General features: G+C 62.1%; 14 protein-coding genes and 2 rRNA genes (1 of these 16 running past the window's edge). All 16 read left to right on the forward strand.

Translation table 11 applies throughout. From position 1 onward, the window contains the following. Window positions 1-2,514: ribosomal RNA gene (locus ABIE52_RS06235) — 23S ribosomal RNA — on the forward strand; it begins 621 nt to the left of the window's first position. Between the two features lie 153 nt (window positions 2,515-2,667). Then, window positions 2,668-2,784: ribosomal RNA gene (gene rrf, locus ABIE52_RS06240) — 5S ribosomal RNA — on the forward strand. 61 nt (window positions 2,785-2,845) lie between these two features. Continuing rightward, a complete protein-coding gene (locus ABIE52_RS06245; protein WP_073513327.1) occupies window positions 2,846-3,787 on the forward strand; it encodes a tetratricopeptide repeat protein in 942 nt (313 codons plus the stop codon). Continuing rightward, a complete protein-coding gene (locus ABIE52_RS06250) occupies window positions 3,784-4,767 on the forward strand; it encodes an HAD-IIA family hydrolase (protein ID WP_192712365.1) in 984 nt (327 codons plus the stop codon). Before ABIE52_RS06245 ends, ABIE52_RS06250 begins: the two co-directional genes overlap by 4 nt. Before the next feature lie 76 nt (window positions 4,768-4,843). Further along, window positions 4,844-5,086, forward strand: a complete 243-nt coding sequence (locus ABIE52_RS06255) for a hypothetical protein (protein ID WP_003946140.1) — start codon at window positions 4,844-4,846, stop codon at window positions 5,084-5,086. A 1-nt stretch (window position 5,087) separates the two neighbouring features. Beyond that, window positions 5,088-5,927, forward strand: a complete 840-nt coding sequence (locus ABIE52_RS06260; protein ID WP_192712366.1) for a TlyA family RNA methyltransferase — start codon at window positions 5,088-5,090, stop codon at window positions 5,925-5,927. Beyond that, window positions 5,924-6,871: an NAD kinase gene (locus ABIE52_RS06265; protein WP_003946132.1), complete on the forward strand. Its 948-nt coding sequence runs from the start codon at window positions 5,924-5,926 to the stop codon at window positions 6,869-6,871. The genes ABIE52_RS06260 and ABIE52_RS06265 overlap by 4 nt, the downstream gene beginning before the upstream one ends. A gap of 2 nt (window positions 6,872-6,873) precedes the next feature. Then, on the forward strand, window positions 6,874-8,652 hold the full coding sequence (recN, locus tag ABIE52_RS06270; protein ID WP_042446202.1) for a DNA repair protein RecN: 1,779 nt from the start codon (window positions 6,874-6,876) through the stop codon (window positions 8,650-8,652). Between the two features lie 86 nt (window positions 8,653-8,738). Beyond that, the gene (gene steA / locus ABIE52_RS06275) at window positions 8,739-9,923 is read left to right on the forward strand and encodes a putative cytokinetic ring protein SteA (protein ID WP_007731902.1); all 1,185 of its coding nucleotides are present in this window, start codon (window positions 8,739-8,741) and stop codon (window positions 9,921-9,923) included. Beyond that, window positions 9,920-10,873, forward strand: coding sequence for a copper transporter (locus ABIE52_RS06280; protein ID WP_007731900.1), 954 nt, complete (start codon window positions 9,920-9,922; stop codon window positions 10,871-10,873). Before steA ends, ABIE52_RS06280 begins: the two co-directional genes overlap by 4 nt. 156 nt (window positions 10,874-11,029) lie before the next feature. Beyond that, window positions 11,030-12,790, forward strand: coding sequence for a CTP synthase (pyrG, locus tag ABIE52_RS06285; protein WP_192712588.1), 1,761 nt, complete (start codon window positions 11,030-11,032; stop codon window positions 12,788-12,790). Window positions 12,791-12,796: 6 nt separating this feature from the next. Further along, on the forward strand, window positions 12,797-13,429 hold the full coding sequence (locus ABIE52_RS06290) for an NUDIX domain-containing protein (RefSeq protein ID WP_047270484.1): 633 nt from the start codon (window positions 12,797-12,799) through the stop codon (window positions 13,427-13,429). Window position 13,430: 1 nt separating this feature from the next. Next, on the forward strand, window positions 13,431-14,354 hold the full coding sequence (gene xerD, locus ABIE52_RS06295) for a site-specific tyrosine recombinase XerD (protein WP_007731892.1): 924 nt from the start codon (window positions 13,431-13,433) through the stop codon (window positions 14,352-14,354). A gap of 143 nt (window positions 14,355-14,497) precedes the next feature. Continuing rightward, on the forward strand, window positions 14,498-15,511 hold the full coding sequence (locus ABIE52_RS06300) for a ParA family protein (protein ID WP_003946138.1): 1,014 nt from the start codon (window positions 14,498-14,500) through the stop codon (window positions 15,509-15,511). Between the two features lie 50 nt (window positions 15,512-15,561). Next, window positions 15,562-16,383 (forward strand): segregation and condensation protein A, encoded by an 822-nt coding sequence (locus tag ABIE52_RS06305; protein WP_046379919.1) that lies wholly within the window; start codon window positions 15,562-15,564, stop codon window positions 16,381-16,383. A gap of 41 nt (window positions 16,384-16,424) precedes the next feature. After that, the gene (gene scpB / locus ABIE52_RS06310; protein WP_037127047.1) at window positions 16,425-17,108 is read left to right on the forward strand and encodes an SMC-Scp complex subunit ScpB; all 684 of its coding nucleotides are present in this window, start codon (window positions 16,425-16,427) and stop codon (window positions 17,106-17,108) included. The last annotated feature ends 2 nt before the right edge of the window (window positions 17,109-17,110 follow it).

Genomic DNA, 17,110 nt, shown 5'->3' on the forward strand with positions numbered 1-17,110 from the left:
CAGAGCCTTCGAGCAGTTTACTGCTGGGGGTGATGGCGTGCCTTTTGAAGAATGAGCCTGCGAGTTAGTGGCATGTCGCGAGGTTAACCCGTGTGGGGTAGCCGTAGCGAAAGCGAGTCCGAATAGGGCGATCGTAGTGGCATGCTCTAGACCCGAAGCGGAGTGATCTACCCATGGCCAGGTTGAAGCGACGGTAAGACGTCGTGGAGGACCGAACCCACTTAGGTTGAAAACTGAGGGGATGAGTTGTGGGTAGGGGTGAAAGGCCAATCAAACTCCGTGATAGCTGGTTCTCCCCGAAATGCATTTAGGTGCAGCGTCGCGTGTTTCTCACCGGAGGTAGAGCTACTGGATGGTCTAGGGGGCCCACAAGCTTACCGAAATCAGCCAAACTCCGAATGCCGGTGAGTGAGAGCGCGGCAGTGAGACTGCGGGCGATAAGGTTCGTAGTCGAGAGGGAAACAGCCCAGATCGCCAGCTAAGGTCCCTAAGCGTGTACTAAGTGGAAAAGGATGTGGGGTCGCGAAGACAACCAGGAGGTTGGCTTAGAAGCAGCCACCCTTGAAAGAGTGCGTAATAGCTCACTGGTCAAGTGATCCTGCGCCGACAATGTAGCGGGGCTCAAGTACACCACCGAAGCTGCGGCATTCACGCAATAGCCCCCCTTCACTCTGCGGAGTGTTGGGCAGGTGTGTGGATGGGTAGGGGAGCGTCGTGTGGCCATGGAAGCGGCAGGGTGACCTAGCCGTGGAGGCCACACGAGTGAGAATGCAGGCATGAGTAGCGAAAGACGAGTGAGAAACTCGTCCGCCGAATGACCAAGGGTTCCTGGGCCAGGTTAATCCGCCCAGGGTGAGTCGGGACCTAAGACGAGGCCGACAGGCGTAGCCGATGGACAACGGGTTGATATTCCCGTACCCGTGTGAACGCGCCCATGGTGAATCAGTGATACTAACCATCCTGAAGCCACGAGAAGACCTTCGGGTCTCGAGTTGGTGGATGCATGGGACCTGATCTGGTAGTAGCCAAGCGATGGGGTGACGCAGGAAGGTAGCTGAGCCAGTCAGTGGTAATACTGGTGTAAGCGTGTAGGGCGTGACCTAGGCAAATCCGGGTCGCACATAGCCTGAGACGTGATGCGTAGCCGATTGAGGCGAATTCAGTGATCCTATGCTGCCGAGAAAAGCCTCTAGCGAGCTTTCACACGGCCCGTACCCCAAACCGACACAGGTGGTCAGGTAGAGAATACTAAGGCGATCGAGATAACTATGGTTAAGGAACTCGGCAAAATGCCCCCGTAACTTCGGGAGAAGGGGGGCCCTGTCTGGTGACGACATTTACTGTCTGAGCTGGGTGGGGCCGCAGAGACCAGTGAGAAGCGACTGTTTACTAAAAACACAGGTCCGTGCGAAGTCGTAAGACGATGTATACGGACTGACGCCTGCCCGGTGCTGGAAGGTTAAGAGGACCGGTTAGTTCCTTCGGGAGCGAAGCTGAGAATTTAAGCCCCAGTAAACGGCGGTGGTAACTATAACCATCCTAAGGTAGCGAAATTCCTTGTCGGGTAAGTTCCGACCTGCACGAATGGCGTAACGACTTCTCAGCTGTCTCAACCGTAGACTCGGCGAAATTGCATTACGAGTAAAGATGCTCGTTACGCGCGGCAGGACGAAAAGACCCCGGGACCTTCACTACAGCTTGGTATTGGTGTTCGGTTCGGTTTGTGTAGGATAGGTGGGAGACTGTGAAACGGTGACGCCAGTTATCGTGGAGTCGTTGTTGAAATACCACTCTGATCGAATTGGACCTCTAACCTCGGACCATGATCTGGTTCAGGGACAGTGCCTGGTGGGTAGTTTAACTGGGGCGGTTGCCTCCCAAAATGTAACGGAGGCGCCCAAAGGTTCCCTCAGCCTGGTTGGCAATCAGGTGTCGAGTGCAAGTGCACAAGGGAGCTTGACTGTGAGACTGACAGGTCGAGCAGGGACGAAAGTCGGGACTAGTGATCCGGCACCGGCAAGTGGAAGCGGTGTCGCTCAACGGATAAAAGGTACCCCGGGGATAACAGGCTGATCTTCCCCAAGAGTCCATATCGACGGGATGGTTTGGCACCTCGATGTCGGCTCGTCGCATCCTGGGGCTGGAGTAGGTCCCAAGGGTTGGGCTGTTCGCCCATTAAAGCGGCACGCGAGCTGGGTTTAGAACGTCGTGAGACAGTTCGGTCTCTATCCGCCGCGCGCGTTAGAAACTTGAGGAAGGCTGTCCCTAGTACGAGAGGACCGGGACGGACGAACCTCTGGTGTGCCAGTTGTTCCGCCAGGAGCACCGCTGGTTAGCTACGTTCGGAAGGGATAACCGCTGAAAGCATCTAAGCGGGAAGCCTGTTCCAAGATGAGGTTTCTCACCCCCTCGAGGGGGTAAGGCCCCCGGCAGACCACCGGGTTGATAGGCCAGAACTGGAAGTGCAGTAATGCATGCAGGTGACTGGTACTAATAGGCCGAGGACTTACCACAAAGAAGCTACGCGTCCACTGTGCGGTATCTGAAACAACACACAGATACTGATGAGAAACCCTGTTTTCTCCATCCCCCAACACCAGAAACTGGTGTTGACGGGTGGTGAAACCAGGTGATCAGAAGAAGGTTACTGTGACAGTTTCATAGAGTTACGGCGGTCATAGCGAAGGGGAAACGCCCGGTCCCATTCCGAACCCGGAAGCTAAGCCCTTCAGCGCCGATGGTACTGCACTCGACAGGGTGTGGGAGAGTAGGACACCGCCGAACACCCGTTAACCGAAAGGGGACCCAACATATTGGGTCCCCTTTCGTGCGTTGTATGAGAGGAATGACTGTGTCGGAGAATGGCGACGAGCGTCGGTCCTTCCGTGGGGGAGGAGCGCCTCGATCAGGTGGCCCCCGTCGTGACAACGACGGGCGTGGATCACGCGGCGCTGCAGGCGGAGACCGCCGCGGTGGTGCCGGAGACAACAACCGTGGCGGTGCTGGAAACAGTAACCGCGGCGGCGGATTCAACGGCGGACAGCGTCGCGGCGGCGAGGGTGGGTTCACCCCTCGTGGACGCGATGGCGACCGCAACCGTCAGCAAGCACGACCTGACGAACCGGATTTGCCCGACAACGTAGAGCCCACGGAGTTGGACCCAGCCGTTCGTCGGGATCTGCTCAGCCTCGACAAGGACAACGCCAACACAGTTGCGCGTCACCTCGTCATGGCGGGCAAGCTCGTCGACGAAGATCCGGAACTCGCACTGCTCCACGCTCGCGCTGCCCGTCAGCGCGCCGGCCGAATTGCGGTCGTTCGTGAAGCTGCCGGAATCACCGCGTACCACGCCGGTGAATGGGCTGAAGCTCTCTCCGAGCTTCGTGCTGCCCGTCGAATGGCTGGCGGACCGGGTCTGATCGCTGTCATGGCCGACTGCGAACGCGGTTTGGGTCGACCAGAACGCGCGATCGAGCTCGGCCGTAGCGACGAGGCTGCCCTGCTTTCGGGCGACGAGGCGTCTGAGTTGAGGATCGTCGTCGCAGGCGCCCGCATGGATCTCGGTCAGTTCGATCAGGCAGTTGTCACACTGCAGACCAAGGATCTGGACGCAGCGCGTACCGGTGAAGCTGCGGCTCGGCTGTTCTACGCCTACGCCGATGCCCTCGTTGCAGCTGGTCGTGTCGAAGACGGACTGAAGTGGTTCCTCAACGCTGCAGCTGCTGACCTCGAGGGTGACACGGATGCTGAAGAACGGGTGGCCGAGTTGACCGGAGAAGATCAGTGACCGTGCTTCGTACTCAGTACGACGTACTTTTGCTCGATCTCGACGGCACGCTGTACGCCGGAGCTCATGCGATTCCCGGCACCCAGGCTGCTCTCGGTCAGGGCACGCAGGCTTTGTACTACGTGACCAACAATGCGAGTCGCTCACCTTCGGCAGTGTCGGCGCATCTGACCGAACTCGGTTTCGATTCCGAAGACGATCGTGTCGTCACCAGTTCTCAGACGGCGGTGCGTCTGTTGGCGGAGCGTCTCGAACCCGGTGCCGCTGTGCTCGTCGTCGGTACCGACGCATTGGCCGACGAGGTGACGCGCGTCGGGTTGCTTCCGGTGCGCGAATTCGCGGATTCTCCGGTTGCTGTCGTTCAAGGACATTCGACGGAGACCAACTGGTCGATCCTTGCCGAGGCGTGCTTGGCGATCCGGGCCGGTGCGCTGTGGGTAGCGGCAAACCTGGACACAACGCTGCCGTCGGAGCGGGGTTTGGTGCTGGGCAACGGCTCGATGGTGGCAGCTCTACGCGCTGCGACCAAGCGGGAACCGTTGGTGGCAGGTAAGCCTGCTGCACCGCTGATGGAGGACGCGCTCGCTCGCAGTGGGTGCTCACGTCCGCTGGTGGTCGGTGATCGTTTGGACACCGATATCGAAGGCGCACACGCTGTTTCGATCGACTCATTGTTGGTTCTCACCGGTGTGAGCACGCCGGGCGACGTACTACGGGCTCCGATTGAGCAGCGCCCCACCTACATTGCAGCAACTCTGGATTCGCTCAATCAGCCGGCCGTCGAATCGCTGGTCGGTGCGGACTCCAAGTGGTCTGTTTCAGTGAACGGGTCGGCGCTGGTTGTCGACGGCCCGGTTGTCGGGGACGAGATGTCGCTTCTACGCGCGGTTGCGCCTGTCGCATGGGCTAATCCGTCGTTCCGGACCCTGGAAGCGTCGGATGCCGGCGTGGCGGATCTGTTTGCATCCTGGCTCGTCTGATCTCTCGCAAATGTGTTCGACTCGCGGGGGTGTGGGTGTATGCGTAACCGAGAGTCATGCACTAACGTTGTGCCCGATGAGCACGCCGACACCGCACCCCGGAAACACGAGTAACGGATCTCCGTTGCCCGGGCCACGCCCTTCCGTCGATCCGGAACGCATACGTTCTGACGTCGACGGTTTGCTGGCGCGCCTCGGCGGCATCGAACAGGATCCGAACGATCAGCACGGAGCAGGTGTGATTCCGCAGAAGGCACATATTTTGGAACAGGCACACGAGGTGCTCGTCCAGGCACTCGCCTCTGTGGACAGGGCTTGACGTGGCACGTAGAGCACGGGTGGACGCCGAACTTGTCCGTCGCGGACTCGCACGGTCACGAGATCATGCGCAAGAACTGATTTCCGCCGGGCGAGTTCTCATCTCGGGAGCCGTTGCGACCAAGCCTGCGACGGCGATCGAAGCCGGTACTCCGCTTCGGGTCGTCGAGGTGGAACAGGAAGTCTCATGGGCCTCGCGAGGGGCGCATAAATTGATCGGCGCCCTAGACGCTTTCGGGTCCGAAGGATTGACGGTCGAAGGCCGACGCTGCCTCGACGCCGGCGCATCCACCGGTGGGTTCACCGATGTTCTGCTGACGCGTGGTGCGAAAGAAGTTGTCGCAGTCGACGTCGGTTACGGACAACTGGTGTGGCGGCTGCAGTCCGACGACCGGGTGCACGTCATCGACCGAACCAATGTTCGTGCGATTGATGCGGAGGCCATCGGCGGAACCGTCGATCTGGTTGTGGCGGATCTGTCGTTCATATCTCTCAAGCTCGTACTCGGTGCGTTTGTCGCCTGTACTGCTGACGGCGCGGACCTGGTTCCGATGGTGAAGCCTCAGTTCGAGGTGGGCAAGGACCGCGTCGGTGCTGGTGGCGTCGTACGAGATCCGGAATTGCGAATCTCGGCGGTGCTCGACGTGTCGGAGGCTGCTGCAAAGGTAGGTCTGCGGACGTTAGGTGTCGTGGCCAGCCCATTGCCCGGTCCGTCGGGAAATGTCGAGTATTTCCTGTGGCTTCGAAAGACAGGTTCGCCCGTTGATCACGAGCCGGACACCGAGGGAATTCCTTCGGTGGAGGACATGATTCGCAAGGCTGTAGAGGAAGGGCCCCAGTGAACGCGGTCACGAACGGCGAGTCGCGCGAGATCCTTCTTGTCGCACACCCTGGTCGACGTGACATCACGGAAACCGCCAAGCGAGTCGGGAAGATTTTCGAACGGGCGGGAATCGGGCTGCGAGTCCTCGTCGACGAAGCAGACAGCTCGCGCATCGAAGCAATGACGGAACCCGCGGGCTTCTCTGCGCCGGGTCTCGACGTCACGGTTGTTCATCCCGGCCCTGATGCTGCCGTCGGATGCGAGTTAGTTCTGGTTCTCGGTGGTGACGGCACATTTCTGCGCGCCGCCGAACTCGCTCAAGAAGCGTCCATTCCGGTACTGGGCATCAACCTCGGACGGATCGGATTTCTGGCAGAGACCGAGGCCGAGCATCTCGACGAGGCGCTCGCACAGGTAGTTCGCAAGGAATATCGCGTCGAGTCCCGTATGACACTCGACGTTGTGATTCGGGTGGACGACGAGATCATCGATCGCGGGTGGGCGCTCAACGAGGCCAGCATCGAGAACCGTTCGCGTTTGGGAGTTCTCGAAGTTGTCCTCGAGGTCGACGGCAGACCGGTATCTGCCTTCGGTTGCGATGGTGTTCTCGTGTCCACTCCCACCGGCTCGACCGCTTATGCATTTTCCGCAGGCGGCCCCGTCGTGTGGCCCGAACTCGAAGCATTGCTCGTCGTACCCAGCAACGCGCATGCGCTGTTCGCGCGGCCGTTGGTCACCAGCCCGAATTCGATCATCGCGGTGGAGACCGTCGCCGGTAGCCACGACGGCCTGGTCTTCTGCGACGGTCGTCGTACGTTGGAACTGCCTGCCGGCGCTCGCGTCGAGATCGTTCGCGGCGCCACTCCCGTCAAGTGGGTCCGGTTGGACTCTGCGCCCTTCGCTGATCGGATGGTTCGCAAGTTCGAGCTTCCGGTTACCGGATGGCGAGGAAGGAAGCCTTAATCGTGCTCGCAGAGATCCGTATCGACAGTCTTGGTGTGATCTCCGAGGCCAGCGCCCAGTTCCACGAGGGCCTGACCGTCCTGACCGGTGAAACCGGCGCAGGTAAAACGATGGTCGTCACCAGCTTGCACCTCCTCAGCGGAGCGCGAGCCGATGCCGGGCGGGTGCGGTTGGGCGCGTCGCGAGCCGTCGTCGAAGGACGATTCATCGCCGACGACGTCTCACCGGCCACCGAGCGTGAGATCGTCCGAATCCTGGAATCGTCCGGCGCCGAGCGCGACGAGGACGGGACCATCATCGCCGTCCGGACAGTCGGCAGCGACGGCCGCTCACGGGCTCATCTCGGCGGACGAAGCGTGCCGGCGGGAGTTCTCTCCGAATTCACGGATCCACTTCTGACTGTCCACGGACAGAACGATCAGCTGCGATTGCTTCGTCCGGACCAGCAACGCAATGCGCTGGACCGCTTCGGGGACAAGGCAATCGGAACGCTGCTGACGAGGTACCGCAAACACCGTCGTGAATGGCTAGATGCTCGTTCGGAGTTGATCGAACGCACGTCGAAGGCTCGTGAACTGGCGCAAGAAGCAGATCAGTTGACCTTCGCGCTCAACGAAATCGACGGCGTGGCACCCGAGCCAGGCGAGGACACGGCAATCGTTGCCGAAGTTCGTCGACTCAGTGAACTCGATTCGCTCCGCTCGGCTGCGGAAGAGGCGCACGCTGCGCTCGCCGGTAGTGACGACATGGCCAACGGCGACGTCGGGGTCATGCCGGCGCTAGACCTGATGTCCGAAGCGCGGGCGCGTATCGAGTCGGTCACCGACGCAGATCTGGACGGCCTCGGTTCCCGGTTGGCCGACGCTATTGCCGTCGTCACCGATGTTGCCGGTGACCTGAACACCTATCTGTCCGGGCTGCCCGCAGACCCGGGTGCTCTGGACTCGCTGCTGTCGCGGCAATCGGAACTGAAGACTCTGACTCGCAAGTACGCCGCCGATGTCGACGGTGTTCTCGAATGGGCAGATACCGCTCGCGCTCGTCTGTCCAAACTCGACGTGTCGTCGGATGCGTTGTCGCTGTTGGCCAAGCAGGTCGAGGAGACGGCTGGCCTCACCGCGGAAGCCGCCACAAAGCTGAGCGCCGCGCGAGTCAAGGCAGCGGCAAAGCTCGCCAAAGCCGTCAGCGCGGAACTCGCCGGTCTGGCGATGGGACGTGCGGGTCTCGAGGTGACCGTCCGTTCTCAGCCTGCCGGCCCGCAGGACTCGGCGCCGCTCAGCGTCGGGGGAGTAGACCTTCATGCCGGGTCTGCCGGCGTCGACGAGGTGGAATTTCGTCTGTCTGCGCACAGCGGGGCACCGTCACTTCCGATCAGCAAGAGCGCTTCCGGTGGCGAGTTGTCACGCGTCATGCTGGCGCTCGAGGTTGTTCTCGCTGGTAGCGACACCGGCGCGACGATGGTTTTCGACGAAGTGGACGCGGGGGTCGGTGGCCGCGCTGCTGTCGAGATCGGCCGCCGATTGGCGAAACTTGCTCGTACGCATCAGGTTATCGTCGTCACCCACCTTCCGCAGGTTGCTGCGTTTGCCGACACCCACCTCGTGGTGGACAAGGTCGACGACAAAGGCGGAGTGGTGAGCAGTGGCGTGCGGACCTTGTCGGATTCGGATCGGGTGGTCGAATTGGCCCGTATGTTGGCAGGGCTGGACGACACCGAGACCGGTCGTGCGCACGCCGAAGAACTGCTCGAGATCGCGAATGCGGCCCGCGTCACAGATTGAAGGTTCTGTGGTGTTGGTGTGACTGATGTGGTAGTTGTCGGCGCGCCTCCACCGGTCAACACGGTTTCAGGTTCATCATCGAAGCCATGAAGATGCCCGGATTGCTCTCACGTAACACCGAATCCTTGCCTGGGATCAGTGGCATCGCCAGGGCCGATCGGAACACGGCGAAGCTTCTACGCCGCGTCGGTCCTGGAGACATCGTGATCCTCGACGAAGTCGACATCGATCGCCGGACCGCCGATGCTCTGGTGAAAGCCGGAGTCATGGCCGTGGTCAACGCGTCGCCGTCGATTTCGGGGCGGTACCCCAACCTCGGACCGGAAGTGATCGTCGCCAACGACATCGTTCTGATCGATGCCGTAGACGGTGACGTCTTCAAGAATGTCAAGGACGGCAGCAAGATCCGCCTGCACGAGGGCGAGATCTTCAACGGCGAGAAGAGCCTCGTCAAGGGCGAAGAGCAGACCGAGGCCGAGATCTCCGATCGGATGATCGAGGCCAAGACCGGCCTGGTCGATCACCTGGAAGCGTTCTCGGGTAACACCATCGAGTTCATCCGCACCGAAAGTCCTTTGCTGATCGACGGAATCGGTGTTCCGGACATCGACATCGACTTGAAGGATCGCCACGTCGTGGTCGTCTCCGACGGACCCGAACACGAGGCCGATCTGAAGAACCTCAAGCCCTTCATCAAGGAGTATTCGCCGATCCTGATCGGTGTCGGCGCAGGTGCGGACGTGTTGAGCAAGGCCGGATACCGCCCCGATCTGATCGTGGGCGACCCGGAAGAGATCACCAGTTCCACCCTCAAGTCCGGCGCGGAAGTTGTTCTGCCGGCAGACCAGGACGGTCATGCGGCGGGGCTTTCCCGAATCCAGGATCTCGGTATCGGGGCGATGACGTTCCCGGCGACCTGCTCACCGACCGACCTTGCGTTGCTGCTCGCCGATCACCACGGAGCTTCACTGATCGTGACGGTCGGCAACGTGGTGTCATTGGACGAGTTCTTCGACCGTGGGCGTCGTGAAAGCAATCCGTCGGCGTTCATGACACGGCTCAAGGTGGGACCGAAACTGGTCGACGCCAAGGCTGTGGCAACGCTGTATCGAAGTCGAGTGTCCGGCGGCGCGATCGCGCTCCTGGTGCTCGCCGCCCTGGTGGCAGTGATCGTCGCCCTGGTCGTGTCCAATGCCGGTAGTGAAGTTCTCGACTGGGCAATCGCAACGTGGAACAGCTTCGCGCTGTGGGTTCAGGGGCTCTTCAAGTGATTTCGATGCGTCAACATGCAATTTCCATAGCGGCAATCTTCCTGGCACTCGCGATCGGCGTGGTGCTCGGTTCCGGAATGCTGTCCAGTGGATTGCTTTCGGGTCTGCGCGACGACAAGGCGGACCTGCAGAACGAGATCGAAGACCTCAATCAACAGTCCAATCAGCTTCAGCAGCAACTCAATTCCGCGGACGGCTTCGATGCCGCTGTCGGCGGTCGCGTCGTGCGTGACAGTCTCGCTGGTCGCACCGTCGTCGTCATCACGGCACCGGACGCCGATCCCGGTGATCTCGACGGTGTCAACCGACTCGTCACTGCCGCCGGCGGTGCCGTGACCGGACGCGTCTCGCTCACCGATTCGTTTGTCGACGCCACCGGTGGTGACCGCTTGCGGACCGTCGTCACCAATGTCATCCCTGCGGGGATCACCCTCAAGACCGGTGCGGTCGATCAGGGCAGTCTCGCGGGTGATCTGCTCGGTTCGGTTCTGCTTCTCAACGGGCAGAACAGCGAGCCGCAGAGCACTCCGGACGAGATGAATCTCGCGCTCGACTCGCTGCGTAGCGCCGGTTTCATCAGCTACGACGACGGAGCGGTCAAGCCGGCTCAACTCGCCGTGGTTCTCACCGGCGACAACAAGAGTGAATCCGACGCAGCCACGGGTAACCGCGGCGCCGTCATCGCCCGGTTCGCCGGTGCTCTCGACGGACGCGGCGCAGGAACGATTCTCGCGGGCCGGCCTGGCTCGGCCGAGGGCAGTGGTCCGGTTGCCGTCGCTCGTGCGGACGCGGCGCTCTCAGCGGGCTTGACGACCATCGACAACATCGATCGGGAGTCGGGCAAGATCACCACGCCGTTGGCGCTGCAGGAACAGTTGAACGGCGGCGCCGGCCGCTACGGCACGGGACCGGGAGCGGCGGCGGTCACCGTCGGCGCACCCACCAACTGAACACCCCGGTATTGATACGCCGGTCACATCGGGGGCGGAAAGTCGGCGCGTTGTAGGCACCGACCCCCGATAGGTGTTACCGTGAAATCCCGTGGGTCGGCAGGCCCCAGCATGCTTCATCAGACCAAGCCCTGCACAGTCGTCACGGGAGCCCCTTTGCCACAGTCACGCACTAACACGCGTACCGCCACCAAGCACATCTTCGTCAGCGGAGGTGTAGCTTCCTCGCTCGGCAAAGGTTTGACCGCCTCGAGCCTGGGACAGTTGTTGACCGCGCGGGGAATGCGCGTGACCATGCAGAAGCTCGATCCCTATCTCAATGTGGATCCGGGCACCATGAACCCCTTCCAGCACGGCGAGGTCTTCGTCACCGAAGACGGTGCCGAGACCGACCTCGACGTCGGACACTACGAGCGGTTCCTCGACCGTGACCTCTCCGGCCAGGCGAACGTCACCACCGGCCAGGTCTACTCGACGGTCATCGCCAAGGAACGCCGCGGCGAGTACCTCGGCGACACCGTTCAGGTCATCCCGCACATCACCGACGAGATCAAGCGTCGCATCCTCGAGATGAGCGGTCCGGATCTGCAGGGACACCGCCCGGACGTCGTGATCACCGAAATCGGTGGCACCGTCGGCGACATCGAATCGCAGCCCTTCCTCGAAGCCGCTCGCCAGGTCCGCCACGACGTCGGCCGCGACAACGTCTTCTTCCTGCACGTCTCCCTCGTGCCGTACCTCGGCCCCTCCGGAGAACTCAAGACCAAGCCCACGCAGCACTCGGTTGCGTCGTTGCGCAGCATCGGCATTCAGCCCGACGCGCTGATCCTTCGTTGCGATCGTGACGTTCCGCAGGGCCTCAAGAACAAGATCGCCCTGATGTGCGACGTGGACGTCGACGCCTGCATCTCGACGCCCGACGCTCCCTCGATCTACGACATCCCGAAGGTTCTGCACCGTGAGGGCCTCGACGCTTACGTCGTTCGCCAGCTCGGTCTCCCGTTCCGCGACGTCGACTGGACCGTGTGGGGCAACCTCCTCGATCGTGTTCACCAGCCGCGTGAGACCGTGCGGGTCGCGTTGGTCGGCAAGTACGTCGACCTGCCCGACGCATACCTATCCGTCACCGAGGCACTGCGCGCCGGTGGATTCGCGAACCGGTCCAAGGTCGAGATCTCCTGGGTCCCGTCGGATGCCTGTGAGACCGAAGCCGGAGCGCAGGCCGCTCTCGGTGACGTCGACGGTGTTCTGATCCCCGGCGGCTTCGGCATCCGCGGCATCGAAGGCAAGCTCGGCGCGATCCGTTTCGCACGTTCGCGCAAGCTGCCGCTGCTGGGTCTGTGCCTGGGTCTGCAGTGTGTCGTCATCGAAGCTGCTCGTAGCGTCGGCCTCGACGATGCCAACTCGGCCGAGTTCGAGCCGGACACCAAGCATCCGGTCATCTCGACGATGGCTGATCAGGAAGACGTCATCGCCGGTGACGCCGACCTCGGTGGCACCATGCGTCTGGGTGCTTACCCGGCCGTGCTGACCAAGGGTTCCGTCGTCGCTCAGGCCTACGGAACCGAGGACGTCTCCGAGCGTCACCGTCACCGCTACGAGGTCAACAACACCTACCGCGATCGGATTGCCAAGTCCGGCTTGCAGTTCAGCGGAACCTCGCCGGACGGCCACCTGGTCGAGTTCGTCGAGTACCCGCGTGAGCAGCATCCGTTCTTCGTTGCCACCCAGGCACACCCGGAGCTCAAGAGCCGTCCGACGCGCCCGCACCCGCTGTTCGCGGCCTTAGTCGAAGCAGCGTTGACGTACAAGCTCGAAGAGCGCCTGCCCGTCGACGTCCACGGTGACGAGAAGATCGACACCGCTGCCACCGAGACAGCGCTCGACGCTGCAGTCGAGAACGTGGAAAAGGTCTAGCCACACATGAGCGATCCCGGTCGGCACGAATTCGACACCCTCGGCTCCAAGACGGTCTACACCGGCGCGATCATCGCGTTGCGCGTCGACACCGTTGCGATGCCTGGTGGTCAGCGTGCCGATCGGGAAGTCGTCGAGCATCACGGCGCCGTTGCCGTCGTGGCACTGGACGAGCACGACAACCTGGTGCTGATTCACCAGTACCGTCACCCGCTCGGGCACCGGTTGTGGGAAATTCCTGCCGGTCTGCTCGACGCTCCGGGGGAGAGCCCGGTCGAGGCTGCAGCGCGCGAGCTGGGCGAAGAAACCGGACTCGGCGCCGATCGATGGTCGGTGCTGGTCGATGTCGCTCTCTCACCCGGGTTCACGGACGAGGCGGTTCGCGTCTTCCTCGCCGAGGGGTTGCACGAGGTGGAGCGCGACGATCCCGAACACGAAGAAGCCGATCTCGAGATTTCGCGGGTTCCGCTCGCCGACGCCGTCGACATGGCGCTACGCGGCGACATCGTCAATGCCACAGCGGTATCAGGCATTCTCGCGATCGCCACCGCACGCGCGACGGGAAAGCCGCTACGCCCCGCCGACGCACCGTGGCCCGATCGTCCTCGCGCATTCGGAGAACGCAAGTCGCGAGCCTGAAGTGCTTGCCCGACAGGTGGACTCGTATCTCGACCATCTAGCGGTCGAGCGAGGATCTGCGCGCAATACTCTACTTTCCTATCGCCGCGACCTGAATCGGTACGCGGAGTACCTGCACGGACGCGGCATCGACGACGTCGCGGGCGTGACGGAGAACGACGTCACCGAATTCGTGACACATCTGCGCCTGGGTGACAAAGATTCCGGCGTCGTACCATTGGCGGCCAGTTCGGCAGCACGCACCCTGATCGCGGTTCGCGGATTCCACAAGTTTTCCGCCGCCGAAGGTCTGGTCAGCGTCGACGTGGCCCGAACGGTCAAGCCGCCGACGCCCGGACGCAAGCTGCCCAAGGCCCTGCCTCTCGACGACGTGATCGCCCTGCTCGACGCTTCGGGTGGCGGTGCGGCCGGTGACGGGCCCCGCGACCTGCGGGATCGCGCTCTGCTCGAGCTCCTGTACTCGACCGGAGCGCGAATCACCGAGGCGATCGATCTGGACGTCGACGACATCGATACCGAAACTCGTTCCGTGCTGCTCAAGGGCAAGGGCGGCAAGCAGCGGATCGTCCCCGTCGGCAGGCCGGCGATCGCCGCCGTCGACGCGTATCTCGTCCGCGGGCGCCCCAGCCTGGCGACGCGCGGTGTTCCTGCCCTCTTTCTCAACGCGCGCGGTGGACGCCTCTCGCGTCAGAGTGCATGGCAGATTCTTCAGGACGCGGCCGCGTCGGCCGGGATCAAGGCGGACGTCTCACCCCATACGCTCAGGCACTCGTTTGCCACACACCTGCTCGACGGCGGCGCGGACGTACGCGTCGTGCAGGAACTTCTCGGTCACGCTTCGGTAACCACGACGCAGATCTACACGCTGGTCACCGTCACCGCGCTGCGCGAAGTGTGGGCTCAGGCACACCCGCGTGCCCGTTAGGGGTTGGTTGGCTCATGCGTGTCTGCGAGACCATTCGGTGATGTAAGCGGTAGCGTTCAAGGAGCGCGAGCGGCCTCCACCGCAGTTTCGGGGGTTTGCCGGCGCCGAGAGCAACCGCCGAAAGAGTAGGGGAGCATCGGACCGTGTCGACATCGCAGCCACCAGCGGCGGAGTCCGCGCCGCCGCATGTCAATGCCCAACTCTTCGAGCGCGTGAACGAATCAGCACCAGCTGTACCCTCCGAACCAGAGGCGATGTTCGAAATAGATACGACGCCAGTAGCCTCTCCACCTGCGGAAACCCTCACCGTTTCCGCGGAAGAACTCGGCCCGACAGGTCGACCGGTCCGCGAGGTACCCCAACCGACACCGTTGGCGCACCACGGACCCGCGATGATCATCGCGATGTGCAACCAGAAGGGCGGCGTCGGCAAGACGACGTCGACCATCAACCTGGGTGCGTCGTTGGCCGAATACGGTCGCCGAGTGCTCCTGGTGGATCTCGATCCCCAAGGCGCGTTGTCTGCTGGACTGGGCGTCCAGCATCACGACCTGGAACTGACCGTCCATAACCTTCTGGTCGAACCGCGTGTGTCCATCGACGATGTGTTGATGCGAACTCGGGTCGACGGCCTCGACCTGCTGCCCAGCAACATCGACCTTTCGGCCGCCGAGATCCAATTGGTCACCGAGGTCGGACGTGAGCAGACCTTGGGACGCGTGTTGCACCCTGTTCTCGATCGGTACGACTACGTGCTCATCGACTGCCAGCCGTCGCTTGGCCTCCTCACGGTGAATGCACTGGCCTGCGCCGATTCGGTCATCATTCCGATGGAATGCGAGTACTTCAGCCTGCGCGGCCTGGCACTCCTCAACGACACCGTCGAAAAGGTGCACGATCGTCTCAATCCCAAGCTCGAGTTGGCCGGTATCGTCGTCACGATGTTCGACGCCCGGACTCTGCACGCTCGTGAGGTGATGGCGCGAGTCGTCGAGGTGTTCGGCGACGTCGTCTACGACACGGTGATCAACCGCACCGTCCGATTCCCCGAAACCAGCGTCGCCGGTGAGCCGATCACGACGTGGGCGCCGAAATCGGCTGGGGCCGAGGCATATCGAGCATTGGCCCGCGAGGTCATTCACCGGTCTGGTCGTTAGTGGAACTGATTGCATCGCAAGAAGATTCGGTCGAAGTCGAGCCGGATTCGATCGACCCGAACGTGCCGACCGACGCTCAGACCGCAGCCAAGGCTGCCGGTTTCCGAGTCACTCTCCGGAACTTCGAAGGCCCGTTCGATCTGCTGTTGAACCTGATCAATCAACGACAGCTCGATGTCACCGAAGTCGCCCTGCACACCGTCACTGACGATTTCATCGCATACACCAAGGAACTCGGCAGTGCGATGGGCCTCGATCAGACAACAGAGTTTCTGGTCGTCGCAGCTACGCTTCTGGACCTGAAAGCGGCCAGGCTGTTGCCCGCCGGGCAGGTCGAGGACGCCGAGGATCTAGCGCTACTCGAAGCCCGCGACCTTCTCTTCGCGCGACTGCTGCAGTACCGGGCGTACAAACAAGTTGCGGCGCTGTTCGGTGAGTTGGAGGAAGCAGCGCTGCGGCGCTATCCGCGCTCGGTCGCCGTCGAGGATCAGTTCACCGAACTCCTGCCCGAGGTGTTGTTGGGCGTCGATCCTCAGCGTTTTGCGGAGATCGCGGCGACGGTGTTCACACCGCGTCCGGTGCCGACAGTGGGCCTCGATCACCTCCATGTGTCCAATATCTCGATACCCGAACAAGCCGAGCGAATTCTCGAGTTGCTGCGCGAGCGAGGCATAGGGGAGTGGACACCCTTCGGGGACCTCGTTGCCGAGTGTGAGATCACCGTCGAGATAGTCGCAAGATTTCTCGCGTTGCTCGAGTTGTATCGCCGGCAGGTCATTGTGTTCGAGCAACCCGAAGCACTCGGACCGCTGATGGTGAGTTGGACCGGAGACGACCCGGCCGCGCCGGTCACAGAGGAGGACTACGGATGAATGCCGAGCCGACGGAATCAGAGTCTTCGCAGCTAGACGAGATGATCGAGCCTACCGAACACGCCTCGGAGTCCGAAGATTCCGCCCCCGATTTCGAACTCGACGACGATCAACTCGACGCAGTGCTGGAGTCGCTTCTGCTTGTCGTGGATTCGCCGGCCGAAGTGAACCAACTCGCATCTGTCACCGGAACCGCGCCGGAACGAGTCGAAGAACGCCTGACGTCGATGTCGGCCGCATTGACCGCTCGCGGCAGCGGAATGGACCTTCGCTACGCGGGCGACGGATGGCGTCTGTACACGCGACAAGAGTTTGCCCCGTACGTGGAAAAGCTGCTATTGGACGGCGCACGCACCAAATTGACCAGGGCGGCATTGGAAACTTTGGCCGTAGTCGCATACCGTCAACCGTTGACTCGTGCGCGGATCAGTGCGGTACGAGGCGTCAACGTGGACGGGGTGGTACGCACCCTCCTTGCCCGCGGACTGATCGCGGAAGCCGGGCCTGACCCGGACACCAACGCGACACGGTACTCCACGACCGAACTGTTCCTCGAACGGCTCGGCCTGGCCTCGCTCAGCGAGCTCCCGGAGTTGGCCCCGCTCTTGCCTGATGTCGATCTCATCGACGACATCAGCGAAAGCCTGGAATCCGATCCGCGATTTGCGAGAATGAACAAGGCAGACGTGCCCGCTGACGTAGTGGACACCGAAGTCGACGACTGACC

This window comes from Rhodococcus sp. OAS809, assembly GCF_040546695.1.
Classification (GTDB): Bacteria; Actinomycetota; Actinomycetes; order Mycobacteriales; family Mycobacteriaceae; genus Rhodococcus_F; species Rhodococcus_F qingshengii.

Excerpts from the sequence above, each read along its gene's own strand:
- ABIE52_RS06245 (WP_073513327.1), top strand. The coding sequence starts at position 2,846 with ATGACTGTGTCGGAGAATGGCGACGAGCGTCGGTCCTTCCGTGGGGGA.
- steA (WP_007731902.1), top strand. The coding sequence starts at position 8,739 with ATGAAGATGCCCGGATTGCTCTCACGTAACACCGAATCCTTGCCTGGG.
- scpB (WP_037127047.1), top strand. The coding sequence starts at position 16,425 with ATGATCGAGCCTACCGAACACGCCTCGGAGTCCGAAGATTCCGCCCCC.
- ABIE52_RS06290 (WP_047270484.1), top strand. The coding sequence starts at position 12,797 with ATGAGCGATCCCGGTCGGCACGAATTCGACACCCTCGGCTCCAAGACG.
- ABIE52_RS06255 (WP_003946140.1), top strand. The coding sequence starts at position 4,844 with ATGAGCACGCCGACACCGCACCCCGGAAACACGAGTAACGGATCTCCG.